The 11,985-nt window shown below is 61.6% G+C and carries 13 protein-coding genes; 10 read left to right on the top strand and 3 right to left on the bottom strand.

Features of this window, described 5'->3' with window-relative positions; genetic code table 11:
- A partial coding sequence (locus MOV61_RS12800) for an isoaspartyl peptidase/L-asparaginase (protein WP_247136824.1) occupies positions 1 to 426 on the top strand: 426 nt, incomplete at its 5' end.
- A gap of 74 nt (positions 427 to 500) precedes the next feature.
- On the opposite strand, the gene hppD is transcribed toward MOV61_RS12800, so the two are convergent.
- Positions 501 to 1,616: a 4-hydroxyphenylpyruvate dioxygenase gene (hppD, locus tag MOV61_RS12795; protein ID WP_247136823.1), complete on the bottom strand. Its 1,116-nt coding sequence runs from the start codon at positions 1,614 to 1,616 to the stop codon at positions 501 to 503.
- Between the two features lie 124 nt (positions 1,617 to 1,740).
- On the opposite strand from hppD, the gene MOV61_RS12790 reads away from it, so the two are divergent.
- The gene (locus tag MOV61_RS12790; RefSeq protein ID WP_046599717.1) at positions 1,741 to 2,220 is read left to right on the top strand and encodes an Lrp/AsnC family transcriptional regulator; all 480 of its coding nucleotides are present in this window, start codon (positions 1,741 to 1,743) and stop codon (positions 2,218 to 2,220) included.
- Here the strand turns inward: MOV61_RS12790 and MOV61_RS12785 are convergent.
- Entirely contained in the window at positions 2,217 to 2,693 is a 477-nt protein-coding gene (locus tag MOV61_RS12785; protein WP_247136822.1) for a MarR family winged helix-turn-helix transcriptional regulator, read from the bottom strand. The two genes, MOV61_RS12790 and MOV61_RS12785, sit on opposite strands and share 4 nt — an antisense overlap.
- A 79-nt stretch (positions 2,694 to 2,772) precedes the next feature.
- On the opposite strand from MOV61_RS12785, the gene hmgA reads away from it, so the two are divergent.
- From hmgA to maiA, 3 genes are all read left to right on the top strand, one after another.
- Positions 2,773 to 4,137: a homogentisate 1,2-dioxygenase gene (hmgA, locus tag MOV61_RS12780; protein WP_408962378.1), complete on the top strand. Its 1,365-nt coding sequence runs from the start codon at positions 2,773 to 2,775 to the stop codon at positions 4,135 to 4,137.
- Positions 4,138 to 4,223: 86 nt separating this feature from the next.
- The gene (locus MOV61_RS12775; protein ID WP_247136821.1) at positions 4,224 to 5,243 is read left to right on the top strand and encodes a fumarylacetoacetate hydrolase family protein; all 1,020 of its coding nucleotides are present in this window, start codon (positions 4,224 to 4,226) and stop codon (positions 5,241 to 5,243) included.
- Positions 5,240 to 5,884 carry a maleylacetoacetate isomerase gene (gene maiA / locus MOV61_RS12770; RefSeq protein WP_247136820.1) on the top strand — a complete coding sequence of 215 codons (645 nt, stop codon included), beginning with the start codon at positions 5,240 to 5,242 and terminating at the stop codon, positions 5,882 to 5,884. Before MOV61_RS12775 ends, maiA begins: the two co-directional genes overlap by 4 nt.
- On the opposite strand, the gene MOV61_RS12765 is transcribed toward maiA, so the two are convergent.
- Complete coding sequence (locus MOV61_RS12765; protein WP_247136819.1) at positions 5,865 to 6,503, bottom strand: TetR family transcriptional regulator; 639 nt, start codon at positions 6,501 to 6,503, stop codon at positions 5,865 to 5,867. The two genes, maiA and MOV61_RS12765, sit on opposite strands and share 20 nt — an antisense overlap.
- A 296-nt stretch (positions 6,504 to 6,799) precedes the next feature.
- On the opposite strand from MOV61_RS12765, the gene MOV61_RS12760 reads away from it, so the two are divergent.
- From MOV61_RS12760 to MOV61_RS12740, 5 genes are all read left to right on the top strand, one after another.
- Positions 6,800 to 7,363, top strand: coding sequence for a TRAP transporter small permease (locus MOV61_RS12760; RefSeq protein WP_247136818.1), 564 nt, complete (start codon positions 6,800 to 6,802; stop codon positions 7,361 to 7,363).
- 10 nt (positions 7,364 to 7,373) lie between these two features.
- Positions 7,374 to 8,654 (top strand): TRAP transporter large permease, encoded by a 1,281-nt coding sequence (locus tag MOV61_RS12755; protein WP_247036821.1) that lies wholly within the window; start codon positions 7,374 to 7,376, stop codon positions 8,652 to 8,654.
- A gap of 70 nt (positions 8,655 to 8,724) precedes the next feature.
- On the top strand, positions 8,725 to 9,738 hold the full coding sequence (locus tag MOV61_RS12750) for a TRAP transporter substrate-binding protein (RefSeq protein WP_247136817.1): 1,014 nt from the start codon (positions 8,725 to 8,727) through the stop codon (positions 9,736 to 9,738).
- 61 nt (positions 9,739 to 9,799) lie between these two features.
- Positions 9,800 to 10,660 (top strand): shikimate dehydrogenase, encoded by an 861-nt coding sequence (locus tag MOV61_RS12745; protein WP_247136816.1) that lies wholly within the window; start codon positions 9,800 to 9,802, stop codon positions 10,658 to 10,660.
- Between the two features lie 172 nt (positions 10,661 to 10,832).
- On the top strand, positions 10,833 to 11,981 hold the full coding sequence (locus MOV61_RS12740) for a M20 family metallopeptidase (RefSeq protein WP_247136815.1): 1,149 nt from the start codon (positions 10,833 to 10,835) through the stop codon (positions 11,979 to 11,981).
- Positions 11,982 to 11,985 lie beyond the last annotated feature (4 nt).

Here is an 11,985-nt window from a genome sequence, read left to right as displayed (position 1 = left end):
ACCGTCGGTGCCGTGGCGCTCGACGGGGCCGGGCATCTGGCGGCGGCGACCTCGACCGGCGGCTATAACAACAAGCCGGAAGGCCGCATTGGGGACACGCCGATCATCGGCGCCGGAACTTACGCACGGGACGGGGCCTGCGCCGTTTCCGGCACCGGCAAGGGCGAATATTTCATGCGTTACGCCGTCGGCCATGAAGTGGCGGCCCGCGTCTCCTATCTCGGCGAGAGCCTTGAGAAGGCGGCCGCAAAGGTCATCCAGGAGGACCTGAAGCAGCACGATATCGGGGCTGGTCTGGTGGCGGTCGGCGCCGACGGCTCGATCACCGCGCCTTACAATACGGACGGCATGTTCCGCGGCTGGGTGACGCCGGAAGGCGAATTCTACGTTGCCACCCATGGCGAGGTTTTCCCGGTCACGCCCTGAACCGGCAGAGCTTTCGATATAAAAAGCCCGGCGGAATGACCGCCGGGCTTTCGCACCCTCTGGAACTGCTCTTGTTATTCGGCAGCTTGCTGCGGCTTCAGGACGCCGCGGCGGATCTGGTCTTCCTCGATGGATTCGAACAGGGCGCGGAAATTGCCTTCGCCAAACCCTTCGTCGCCCTTGCGCTGGATGAATTCGAAGAAGATCGGGCCGATCACCGTTTTCGAGAAGATCTGCAGCAGGATCTTGGTCATGCCGCCATCGACCACGCCTTCGCCATCGATCAGGATGCCGTGTTTCTTCATGCGGTCGATCGGTTCGTCGTGGTCGTGCACGCGGGCGCCGGACTTTTCATAATAGGTGTCCGGCGGGCCGGGCATGAATTTGAGGCCGTTTTCGGCGAGCTTGTCGGTCGCTTCGTAAATGCCGTCGGTGCCGACCGCGATATGCTGGATGCCTTCGCCCTTGTATTTCTTCAGGAATTCCTCGATCTGGCTGGTCTCGTCCTTGGACTCGTTCAGCGGGATGCGGATCTTGCCGCAGGGCGAGGTGATCGCCCGGCTGACGAGGCCGGTGATGCGGCCGTCGATGTTGAAGAAGTGGATCTGCTTGAAATTGAAGAGTTCGCGGTAGAAATCCCACCACTTGTCCATGTTGCCGCGATAGACGTTGTGAGTCAGGTGGTCGAGATAATAGAAACCGACGCCTTCGGGCCTGGGATTGCGTTCGCCCAGCCATTCGAACTCAGCCTCATAGGCCGACCCCTTCTCGCCATAGGTTTCGATGAAATAGAGAAGCGAACCGCCGATGCCGACGATGGTCGGCACGTCGAGCGTCTTGTCCTTGCCCTCATAAGGCGTGGCACCCTTGGCAACCGCGTGGTCGAAGGCGTGTTTGGCATCGACAACGCGCCAAGCCATGGCCGGCGCGCAGGGGCCATGTTCGTCGACAAAGCGCATCGCATAGCTGCCTGGCTCGGCGTTGAGGATGTAGTTGATGTCGCCCTGACGCCAGACGGTGATGTTCTTCGTCCTGTGCTTCGCGACCGGCTTGTAGCCCATGCGGGTGAACAGCTCTTCCAGCTTCTGCGGTTCCGGATGCGCGAATTCGACGAATTCGAAACCGTCGGTGCCGGCCGGATTGTCAGCGGTGATCTCAGAAACCGGTGCGTCGTGCGGGAAAGGACCCATGGCAAATTCCTCCTGTCATTCGATCCTCATGATGATGCAGGACGGACGCATTGTGCTTGCAATCTTGGCGATGTTCTGCTCGATTTGTGCATGAAGTGTGCGGATTGGAGGAGTTGCATGCACGATGGACGCATTGGACGGATATGACCTGAAGATCTTGAGCCATCTGCAGACCGACGGGCGGCTGACCAACAACGAATTGTCGGAACTCGTCGCGCTCTCCCCGTCGCAGTGTTCGCGCCGCCGGGCGCGGCTCGAGGGCGAGGGGTTCATCCAGACCTATCGTGCACACCTAAACCGCCAGAAACTCGGCCTCGACCTCCTGGTCGTGATCGCCGTGACGCTCGCCACCCATAACCGGGACAATGCCAAGCGGTTCGCGCGCCTTGTCGAGGACCTGCCGGAAGTGCTCGAATGTTTCTCGCTGACCGGCGAGATGGACTATCACCTGAAGGTGGTGACGCGCGATCTCGCGGGCCTCTCCCATTTCGTCAACGACATACTGTTGCCGCACGAGAGCGTGCAGCATGTCAAAACATCGATCGTCCTCAGCGTGTTGAAGGATTTTGGTGGGATTCCGATTCAAAAGCCCGCCAAGGCTTAAAGTTCGTCCGGTTCCGGCGGTTTCCCTTTGCCCGAGCGGCGGATGACCTGCTCGATTGCCGCGAGGCCGGTCGAAAGCGCCTTGATGCCCGCTTGGCCGATTTCCGTCTCCAGTTCGGCCTGATAGCGGCGGGCGAGTTCGATCAGTTCCCGGTAGGCCAGCTGCCCGGTGGCGGTCAGTTCCAGATGCTCGACCCGGCGGTCGGCCTCGTCCTGGCTGCGCTTCAGCCAGCGACGTTGTTCGAGCGCGAAGACGGCGCGGCTGACCTTGGTTTTGTGCATGGAGGAATGCGCGCCGACGGCTTTCGAGGTCATCCGTCCGGAACTGCCGAGTGCTGCAAGCGTGCGCCATTCCGGCCGAGTCATGCCATATTTCGCTTTGTAATGGGCGGCAAAACGCAGGCCGACGAATTCGGCGGCCCGGTTGAGCCTGTAGGGGAGGAACTGTTCGAGTTCGAAACTATCGGTCGTCATGACGTTGATCGGGCGTTGATGGTTACAAAAATAATGGTTACGTTTGCAACCATATCGTCATCATGGGAGGAAACAAGCCATGCTGGACAAGATCGATCCGAACGCCACGTTATTCACCGGGGCGAATGCCGAGACGCTCGCCTATATGCCCGGCTTCGGCAACGATTTCGAAACCGAGAGCCTGCCCGGTGCCCTGCCGCAGGGGCAGAACAGCCCGCAAAAATGCAATTACGGGCTTTACGCGGAACAGCTCTCCGGTTCGCCTTTCACCGCGCCGCGCGGCACCAATGAGCGTTCCTGGCTCTATCGCATCCGCCCGAGCGTGCGCCATACCGGTCGGTTCACGAAGGTCGACTATCCGCTCTGGAAGACCGCACCTCACGTTGCCGAGCATTCGTTGGCCCTCGGCCAGCTCCGCTGGAGCCCGGTACCGGCGCCAAGCGAGCCGCTGAGCTTCCTCGAAGGCATCCGCACCATGACGACGGCGGGCGATGCGCTCTCCCAGTCCGGCATGGCGGCGCATGTCTATGTCTTCAACACCGACATGGTGGACGACTATTTCTTCAATGCCGACGGCGAGATGATGATCGTGCCGGAGACGGGTTCGATCCGCGTCTTCACCGAACTCGGCAAGATGGACCTGGAGCCTTCCGAGATCTGCATCATCCCGCGCGGCACGATGTTCAAGGTGATCCGGCTCGGCGAGGAAAAAGTCTGGCGCGGGTATATCTGCGAAAATTACGGCGCCAAGTTCACGCTACCGGATCGCGGTCCGATCGGCGCCAACTGCCTTGCCAATCCCCGCGATTTCAAGACGCCGGTGGCGGCCTACGAGGATAAGGAGACGCCCTGCCGGGTGCAGGTGAAATGGTGCGGCTCGTTCCATGTCACCGAGATCGGCCATTCGCCGCTCGACGTGGTTGCCTGGCACGGCAATTACGCGCCCTACAAATACGACCTACGCACCTTTTCGCCGGTTGGCGCGATTCTCTTCGACCATCCCGATCCGTCGATCTTCACGGTTCTCACCGCTCCCTCGGGAGAGGAGGGAACCGCCAATGTCGATTTCGTGATCTTCCCGCCGCGCTGGCTGGTGGCCGAGCATACGTTCCGGCCGCCCTGGTACCATCGCAACATCATGAGCGAGTTCATGGGCCTGATCTATGGCCGCTATGACGCCAAGGAGGAGGGTTTCGTGCCGGGCGGGATGAGCCTGCACAACATGATGCTGCCGCACGGGCCGGATTTCACCGGCTTCGAAAGGGCCTCTAACGGCGAGCTGAAACCCGTGAAGCTCGAGAACACCATGGCCTTCATGTTCGAGACCCGTTTCCCGCAGCAGCTGACGAAATTTGCAGCCGCACTGGAGACGCTGCAGGACAATTATGTGGATTGCTGGTCGGGGCTCGAGCGAAAGTTCGACGGTACGCCGGGGATCAAGTGAGGCGGCGTTACATTACGGTTGCCTTCTGGCGCGATCTCCACACATTCTGTGGGCAATACCAACGATAAAACGGGAAACACTCATTCATGAAGCTCGCGACACTGAAGGATTCCACCCGCGACGGCCGCCTGGTCGTCGTCTCGAAAGATCTCACCCAGTGCTCGGAGGTCGGTCATATCGCCCGAACCCTGCAGGCGGCGCTCGACGACTGGGCGTATGTCGGTCCGCGGCTCGAACGGGTGGCGGACGGTATCGAGACCGGTGCGCAGCCGACCATCCGTTTCCATGAACATGACGCGGCATCGCCGCTGCCGCGCGCCTATCAATGGGCGGACGGATCGGCTTACGTCAATCACGTCGAGCTGGTACGCCGGGCGCGCAATGCCGACATGCCGGAGAACTTCTGGACCGATCCGCTGATCTACCAGGGCGGATCCGACAGTTTTCTCGGGCCGCGCGATCCGATCCCGCTCGGTGACGAGGCCTGGGGCGCCGATATGGAAGGCGAGATCGCGGTGATCGTCGGCGACGTGCCGATGGGGGCTTCCCTGGATGAAGCGCGGGAGGCGATCCGTCTCGTGCTCCTCGTCAATGACGTGTCTCTGCGCGGGCTCATCCCCTCCGAACTCGCCAAGGGTTTCGGCTTCTTCCAGTCGAAACCGTCCTCCGCCTTCTCGCCGGTCGCGGTCTCTCCGGACGAGCTGGGTTCCGCCTGGGATGGCGGCAAGCTTTCGCTGCCGCTCAAGGTCGACCTGAATGGCAAGCCGTTCGGCCGGGCCAATGCCGGCGTCGACATGACGTTCGATTTCCCGCAGCTTATCGTCCATGCGGCCAAGACACGGCCGTTAGTGGCCGGCACGATCATCGGTTCGGGCACGGTCTCCAACAAGCTCGATGGCGGACCCGGCAGGCCGGTCGCCGATGGCGGCGCCGGTTATTCCTGCATCGCCGAGATCCGCACCATCGAAACGATCAACCTCGGCGTTCCAAAGACGCCGTTCCTGCATTTCGGGGATACGGTGCGGATCGAGATGAAGGACGACAAGGGTCATTCGATCTTCGGTGCGATCGAGCAGACCGTGACGAAATACGAGAAGGCGGGATGAGCGATACGGTTCTCTACGATTATTGGCGGTCCTCGGCGAGCTATCGGCTGAGGATCGCCCTCAATATGGTCGCCGAAATATTCCGCACCGTCCCGGTCGATATCATCGCCAAGGAGCACCGAGCCGAGAAGCATCTCGCCCGCAATCCGCAGGGGCTGGTGCCGGTTCTGGAGATTGACGGGCATACATTCACCCAGTCGCTGGCGGTGATCGAATATCTCGACGAAACGCGCGGCGGCGCCTTCCTGCCGGGTGATTCTGTCGGCCGGCAGCGGGTGAGGGCGCTTTCCTATGTCATCGCCATGGACATCCACCCCGTCTGCAATTCGCATGTCGGCGCCCATGTCATGTCGATCACCGGCGGCGGAGAAGAGGCGCGCGTTGCCTGGATGCGGAAGTTCATCGGCGAGGGGCTGGCGGCGTTCGAAGTGTTGCTCGACTCACCCTCGACCGGCGCGTTCTGTCATGGCGACCGGCCGAGCATGGCGGATATCTGTCTCGTGCCGCAGGTCTACAACGCGCGGCGATGGGGCGTCGATCTCTCCGCCTGCCCCAGGCTCGTCGCGATCGCTGATCGCTGCGTCGAATTGAAGCCCTTCGCAAAAGCCCATCCGGACCAGGCTAAGCCTTCAGGTAACTGATCACCGCGTCGGCGATCATGCCCTTGTGGCGCTCCATGGTCGCTGGCTCCGAAAGGTCTCGGCGGAAGATGGTGCCGAATGTGTAGCGGTTGGAGACGCGGAAGAAGCAGAAGGCGCTGATCAGCATGTGAATGTCGATCGGGTCGGCCGTGCGGGCGAATACGCCGGCGGCGACGCCGCGTGCCAGGATCGCGGCAATCGTCTCGATGACCGAGACGTTCAGGTCGCGGATCGCGTCCGAGCGCAGCATGTGGGCGGCGTGGTGGATGTTCTCGATGCTGACCAGCCGGACGAAATCCGGGTTGGCTTCGTCATGGTCGAACGTGGTCGAGATCAGCACGCGCAGCGCCTGTTCCGGCGGCAGGTTGGAAAGCTGCAGGTCCTCTTCGAGCGTGCGGATCTTGCGGTAGGCGCGTTCGAGGACGGCAAGGTAAAGCCCTTCCTTGCTGCCGAAATAATAATAGATCATCCGCTTCGAGGTGCGGGTCTTCTCCGCGATCGCATCGACGCGGCCGCCGGCAAGCCCGTGAGTCGCAAACTCCTCCGTCGCCACGTCCAGGATGTTTTCCTGGGTGCGCTGCGGGTCGTTTTTCCTGCTGTTTTCGCGTTTCGCCGCCATCCTCAAAGCCGCCTTTGCCGTTGCGTACCGCCCGTGCTTAGAGAAGCGGGCATTGTGGACGCTCGATCGTTCACATCGAATTTCCGCATTTTTTCCAAAGTCATAACGGGCTTGCGCTTCGCTTTCAATAGATCGCGCTTGACATACTCACTAGTTCGTACATTTTATTGTTCTGCCGATCGATCCCTGAGGAGGCGGTCCCGGCGGAGGCTATCTTGTCAAACGGATTGGACGGGTGACTGTATTTGCAGTCGCTACCGTCGCTATCCGATGACGGAGCCTGGGGAGGACTGGAAATGACACGGATCATCGATTTCTTATTCCTTGTGCTGAAGGTCGTCATAGCCCTGCTTCTGGCAGGCATGGTGGTGCTGGTCTTCGGCAATGTCGTACTGCGTTATGCCTTCAATCAGGGCATTACCGTTTCAGAAGAGCTGTCGCGGGTCTTCTTCATCTGGCTTACCTTCCTTGGTGGGGTTGTCGCGATGCGCGAACATGGCCATCTCGGCGTCGATTCGCTTCTGAAGCGATTACCGCCGACAGGTGCCAGGATTGCAGTGCTGATGGGGCAGGGGCTGATGCTCGTCGCCACCTGGCTGATGATCAGCGGAAGCTGGACGCAGACACTGATCAACCTGCCAGCGACCATGCCGGCGACGGGCATTTCCATGGGCTGGTTCTACGGCGCCGGCCTCGCCTTTGGGGTTCCGACCTTCCTCGTCATTCTCTGGGATGCCTTCCAGGTGGCCACCGGCCGGATCGATATCGCAACCGCCCAACTGGTGCGCGACAGCGAGGAGGAAGTGGCCCTCGACAATCATCCGGAAGCCGCGGTCGCCGCCGGCATCACCAAGGCCTGAGGAGAGACCGATGACGCTCACCATTTTCCTCGGCGCCCTTCTCGGCCCCATGGCGCTCGGCGTGCCGATTGCCTTCGCGCTCATCCTCAGCGGCGTTGCGCTGATGATGTACATGGACATTTTCGACGCCCAGATCGTCGCCCAGAACGTGCTGAACGGCGCCGACAGCTTTCCGCTGATGGCGGTTCCCTTCTTCCTGCTGGCCGGCGAGGTGATGAATACCGGCGGCCTGTCGAAGCGTATCGTCAATCTCGCCATGGCGCTCGTTGGCCATGTGCGCGGCGGTCTCGGTTTCGTGGCGATCTTCGCCGCCTGCGTCCTGTCGAGCCTATCCGGTTCGGCAGTCGCCGACGCTGCGGCGCTCGGTGCGCTTCTCTATCCGATGATGATCAAATCGGGCCATGACCCGGCACGGACCGGCGGTCTTCTGGCATCGGCTTCGGTTATCGGCCCGATCATTCCGCCGTCGATCGGTTTCATCCTCTACGGCGTCGTCGGCGGCGTCTCGATCACCAAGCTCTTCCTCGCCGGTATCGTTCCGGGGCTGCTGATCGCGGTGGCACTCTGCATCGCCTGGCTGATCGTCGCCCGCAAGGAGCAGTTCGAACTGCCGAAGCGCCAGAGTCGTGAACTCCGAATGAAGGCCTTCGTCGACAGCATCTGGGCGCTGATGCTGCCTGTCATCATCATCGTCGGCCTGAAGTTCGGTGTGTTCACGCCGACCGAAGCGGGCGTCGTGGCTGCCGTCTATTCGCTGTTCGTATCGATGGTCGTCTATCGCGAACTGGCGCCATCCGAACTCTTCAACGTCTTCGTCGCGGCAGCGAAGATCACCGCGGTGGTGATGTTCTTGGTCGCATGCGCGGCGGTCTCCGCCTGGCTGATCACGGTTGCCGACGTGCCCGGCGATCTCGTCAAGCTCATCGAACCGCTGATGGACAACCAAACGCTGCTGCTGCTTGCCATCATGGTGCTGATCGTCGTCGTCGGCACCGCCATGGACATGACGCCGACCATTCTGGTGATGACGCCGGTGCTGATGCCGATCATCAAGCAGGCCGGCATCGATCCTGTGTATTTCGGCGTGCTGTTCATCATCAACAACTCGATCGGCCTGATCACGCCGCCGGTCGGCACCGTCCTCAATGTCATCTGCGGCGTCTCCAAGCTGTCGATGGAAGACCTGATGAAGGGCGTGATGCCCTTCATGATCGCCGAGCTGATCGTTCTCTTCCTTCTCGTCCTCTTCCCGCAACTGGTGACCGTGCCGGTCGCCTGGTTCGGGCATTGAGGCCGGGGAGTTTCTGCCAAGTGCATATCAACCGGCCGTGGGGGACCCGGCCATCCAGTGGGAGGAAAACATGTTCAACACGATGATGAAACTGGCGCTCGGGATCGCCCTGCCGGTGATGCTGTTTGCCGGCACGGCATCCGCCGAAGTCCGCGCGCATACGCTGAAATTCGCGGCGGCCAACAATAAGGGCCATCCGCAGGTCACCGGCATGGAAAAATTCGCCGAGATCGTCAAGGCGAAGAGCGGTGGCAAGATCGAGATCAAGTTGTTTCCGGGCGGCGTGCTCGGCGGCGACGTGCAGACCGTCTCCGCCCTGCAGGGCGGCGTGGTCGAGATGCTGGTGCTGAATGCCGGAATCCTGTCGAGCAACGTCAAGGCGTTCGGTGCGGTCGACCTGCCGTTCCTGTTCAACAGCGGCGAGGAAGCCGACAAGGTGATGGATGGTGCCTTCGGCAAGAGCCTTTCCGACAAGCTGCCGGCGACAGGCCTCGTCGGTCTCGCCTATTGGGAACTCGGCTTCCGCAACCTCACCAACAACCGCCGCCCGGTCACCAAGCTCGAAGACATCAAGGGCTTGAAAATCCGTACGCTGCAGTCGCCGATCCCGATCGAGCTGTTCAACAGCCTCGGCGCCAATGCCGTGCCGCTGCCTTATACGGAACTCTACACCGCGCTTGAAACCGGCACGGTCGATGGGCAGGAAAATCCGTTCGCGAACATCATCAACGCCAAGTTCTACGAAGTGCAGAAGTACCTGACCGTCACCCGTCATCAGTACAATCCGCAGATCGTGCTGATCAGCAAGAAGTTCTGGGACGGCCTCAACGATGAGGAGAAGGGCATTCTCCAGTCGGCTGCGACGGAAGCGCGCGATTTCCAGCGCAAGGTTTCCCGCGAAGCGGATGCCAAGGCGCTCGACGAGATCAAGAAGACCGGCATGCAAGTCACCGAGCTCAGCCCGGCAGAGACCCAGAAGATCCGCGATGCCGTGAAGCCGCTGATCGACAAGTTCAGCGCCGACGTGGGTGCCGATACCGTGTCGCTGCTCTTCAAGGAACTGGACGCCGCCCGCAAGAAGTAACATGCCTGCCGGTCCGTCTTTCAGGCGGACCGGCTTTTCCATCCAATGAGGCGCTACACCCATGGCCGAGACATTGCTGAAACCCTTGAAGGCCGGGCTGATCGGCGCGGGCATCCAGGCCTCACTGACGCCTGCCATGCATATGAAGGAAGGTGCAGCTCAAGGCTTCCGCTATGAATATGAGCTGATCGATCTCAATCTGCTCGGCCTGACGCCCAGCAGCCTGCCTGATCTCCTCGACGATGCGGAAGCGCGCGGGCTGATTGGTCTGAACATCACCCATCCCTGCAAGCAGGTGGTCATTCCCTATCTCGACGAACTCTCCGACGAGGCGCGGGCGCTCGGCGCCGTCAACACGGTGGTGCTGAAGGACGGCAAGCGTTTTGGCCACAATACCGACTGGTGGGGATTTGCGGAAAGTTTCCGGCGCGGCCTGCCGGGCGCCGATCTACGCGCGGCGGTTCAGATCGGCGCCGGGGGCGCGGGCGTTGCGACGGCTTATGCGATCCTGTCGCTTGGTCTCACGGCGCTCACGGTGTTCGACCGCGAGCCCGATCGGGCGGAGCAGCTTGTGCAAACGATGTCGGTTCTTTTTCCGGAGGCATCCATAACGGCGTCACCGGATATTGCTTCGGCGATGCGGGACGTTTTGGGCATCATCCATGCGACGCCGACTGGAATGGCCAAATATCCAGGTGTGCCGCTGCCGCCGGAGCTTCTCCAGCCGCATCACTGGGTCGCGGAGATTGTCTATTTCCCGCTTGAGACCGAGCTTTTGAAAGTGGCCAGGGAGCGGGGCTGTCAGGTGCTGAACGGCGGCGGCATGGCCGTCTTCCAGGCAGTCGGCGCCTTTCAGCTGTTCACCGGCCGGGAGCCGGATGCCGCCCGCATGCTCCAGCATTTCGAGGCACTGACAGTCTGACGGAAAATCGTCCGGCCCTGATCGTCACATAGTGCCCATCTGGGCGCCTGCGATTTTTGCCGCTCGCCTCGGCGCTGGGTCTGGCGATCCTGGCTTGGCCGACTATAGTGGCCGGGCCGCACCTTCTGCGGCATCACCCCCGCCTGCCGAAGAACGCCCAAGGTAATTTCTCATGACGCTTGCCATTTCCGCCAAAGACATCGACGACAAGGCTCTTATCGACGAGCTGAAGCAGTGGGTCGAGATCGAGACGCCGACGCTCGATGCGGTTGCGGTCAATGTATTGGCGGATCGGGTCGAGGCAATCGGCAAGGCGGCTGGTCTGGAGACGGAACGGCTGCCGGGCACGCTCGGTTTCGGCGATATCCTGGCGATCCGCTCGCCGCGCCCGGCCGGCAGTAACGAAAAGACCGTTTTGATACTGGCGCATCTCGACACCGTGCATGCGGTCGGCGTGATCGACAATCAGTTGCCGCTGCGTCAGGAGGGGGACAAATTCTATGGCCCCGGCATCTACGACATGAAGTCCGGCGCGCTGATGGCGCTCGAGGCGATGAAGCTCGCCGTCAGGCACGGCAGCAAGATGCCGATCGACCTAATCTTCGTTCCGGACGAGGAGATGGGCAGCCTGTCGTCGCGCGCGTTCATGGAAGAGGCGGCGAAAAGCGCCGGTTACACGCTGGTGGTCGAGCCCGCCCGCGACGGCGGCAAGATCGTCGTCGCCCGCAAAGGGGTCGCCATGTACGATGTCACCGTGCGGGGGCATGCTTCGCACGCCGGAACGAGGCCGCAGGATGGCCGCAGTGCCATTCGCGCAGCTGCCCGGCTGGTTCTGGAGCTTGAGGCGCTCAACGATACCGAACGCGGCGTCACCGTCACGGTCGGGACGATAGCGGGTGGAACCGGCCGCAACACGGTGCCGGCGGAATGCCGTCTGCAGGTTGACGTTCGTGTTCCCGACGACGTGATCGCCAGGGAGATCACGGGCAAGATTGAGGCGATGAAACCTGTCGATCCGGACATCACTTTCGAAATCGATGGCCGGATGAACCGTCCGCCGTTCGCGCAGTCCGACGAGGGCAAGCGCCTTTTCGATGTTGCCGCTGAGATCGCCGACGGCCTCGGCATCAAGCTCGAAGGAATGGCGACGGGCGGCGGCTCGGACGGCAATTTCACCGCAGCGCTCGGCGTGCCGACGCTCGACGGGCTCGGTGCAGACGGTGCCGGCGCCCATACGTTCAACGAGCATATCTTCGTCAGCAGCGTTGCGCCGCGCACCGCCCTGCTCGCCAACCTGATGATCTCGCTCGAAGCGAGATAACCTA

The sequence above is a fragment of the Neorhizobium sp. BETTINA12A genome (assembly GCF_023006485.1).
In the GTDB taxonomy this organism is placed as follows: Bacteria; Pseudomonadota; Alphaproteobacteria; order Rhizobiales; family Rhizobiaceae; genus Neorhizobium.
This window is presented reverse-complemented; position numbering and strand designations above follow the sequence as displayed.

Bases quoted from the DNA above. Each gene is read 5' to 3' on its own strand.
- MOV61_RS12760 (WP_247136818.1), top strand. From the start codon at position 6,800: ATGACACGGATCATCGATTTCTTATTCCTTGTGCTGAAGGTCGTCATA.
- MOV61_RS12745 (WP_247136816.1), top strand. From the start codon at position 9,800: ATGGCCGAGACATTGCTGAAACCCTTGAAGGCCGGGCTGATCGGCGCG.
- hmgA (WP_408962378.1), top strand. From the start codon at position 2,773: ATGCTGGACAAGATCGATCCGAACGCCACGTTATTCACCGGGGCGAAT.
- MOV61_RS12790 (WP_046599717.1), top strand. From the start codon at position 1,741: ATGGACGCATTGGACGGATATGACCTGAAGATCTTGAGCCATCTGCAG.
- MOV61_RS12750 (WP_247136817.1), top strand. From the start codon at position 8,725: ATGTTCAACACGATGATGAAACTGGCGCTCGGGATCGCCCTGCCGGTG.
- MOV61_RS12785 (WP_247136822.1), bottom strand. From the start codon at position 2,693: ATGACGACCGATAGTTTCGAACTCGAACAGTTCCTCCCCTACAGGCTC.
- MOV61_RS12755 (WP_247036821.1), top strand. From the start codon at position 7,374: ATGACGCTCACCATTTTCCTCGGCGCCCTTCTCGGCCCCATGGCGCTC.
- maiA (WP_247136820.1), top strand. From the start codon at position 5,240: ATGAGCGATACGGTTCTCTACGATTATTGGCGGTCCTCGGCGAGCTAT.
- hppD (WP_247136823.1), bottom strand. From the start codon at position 1,616: ATGGGTCCTTTCCCGCACGACGCACCGGTTTCTGAGATCACCGCTGAC.
- MOV61_RS12775 (WP_247136821.1), top strand. From the start codon at position 4,224: ATGAAGCTCGCGACACTGAAGGATTCCACCCGCGACGGCCGCCTGGTC.
- MOV61_RS12765 (WP_247136819.1), bottom strand. From the start codon at position 6,503: ATGGCGGCGAAACGCGAAAACAGCAGGAAAAACGACCCGCAGCGCACC.
- MOV61_RS12740 (WP_247136815.1), top strand. From the start codon at position 10,833: ATGACGCTTGCCATTTCCGCCAAAGACATCGACGACAAGGCTCTTATC.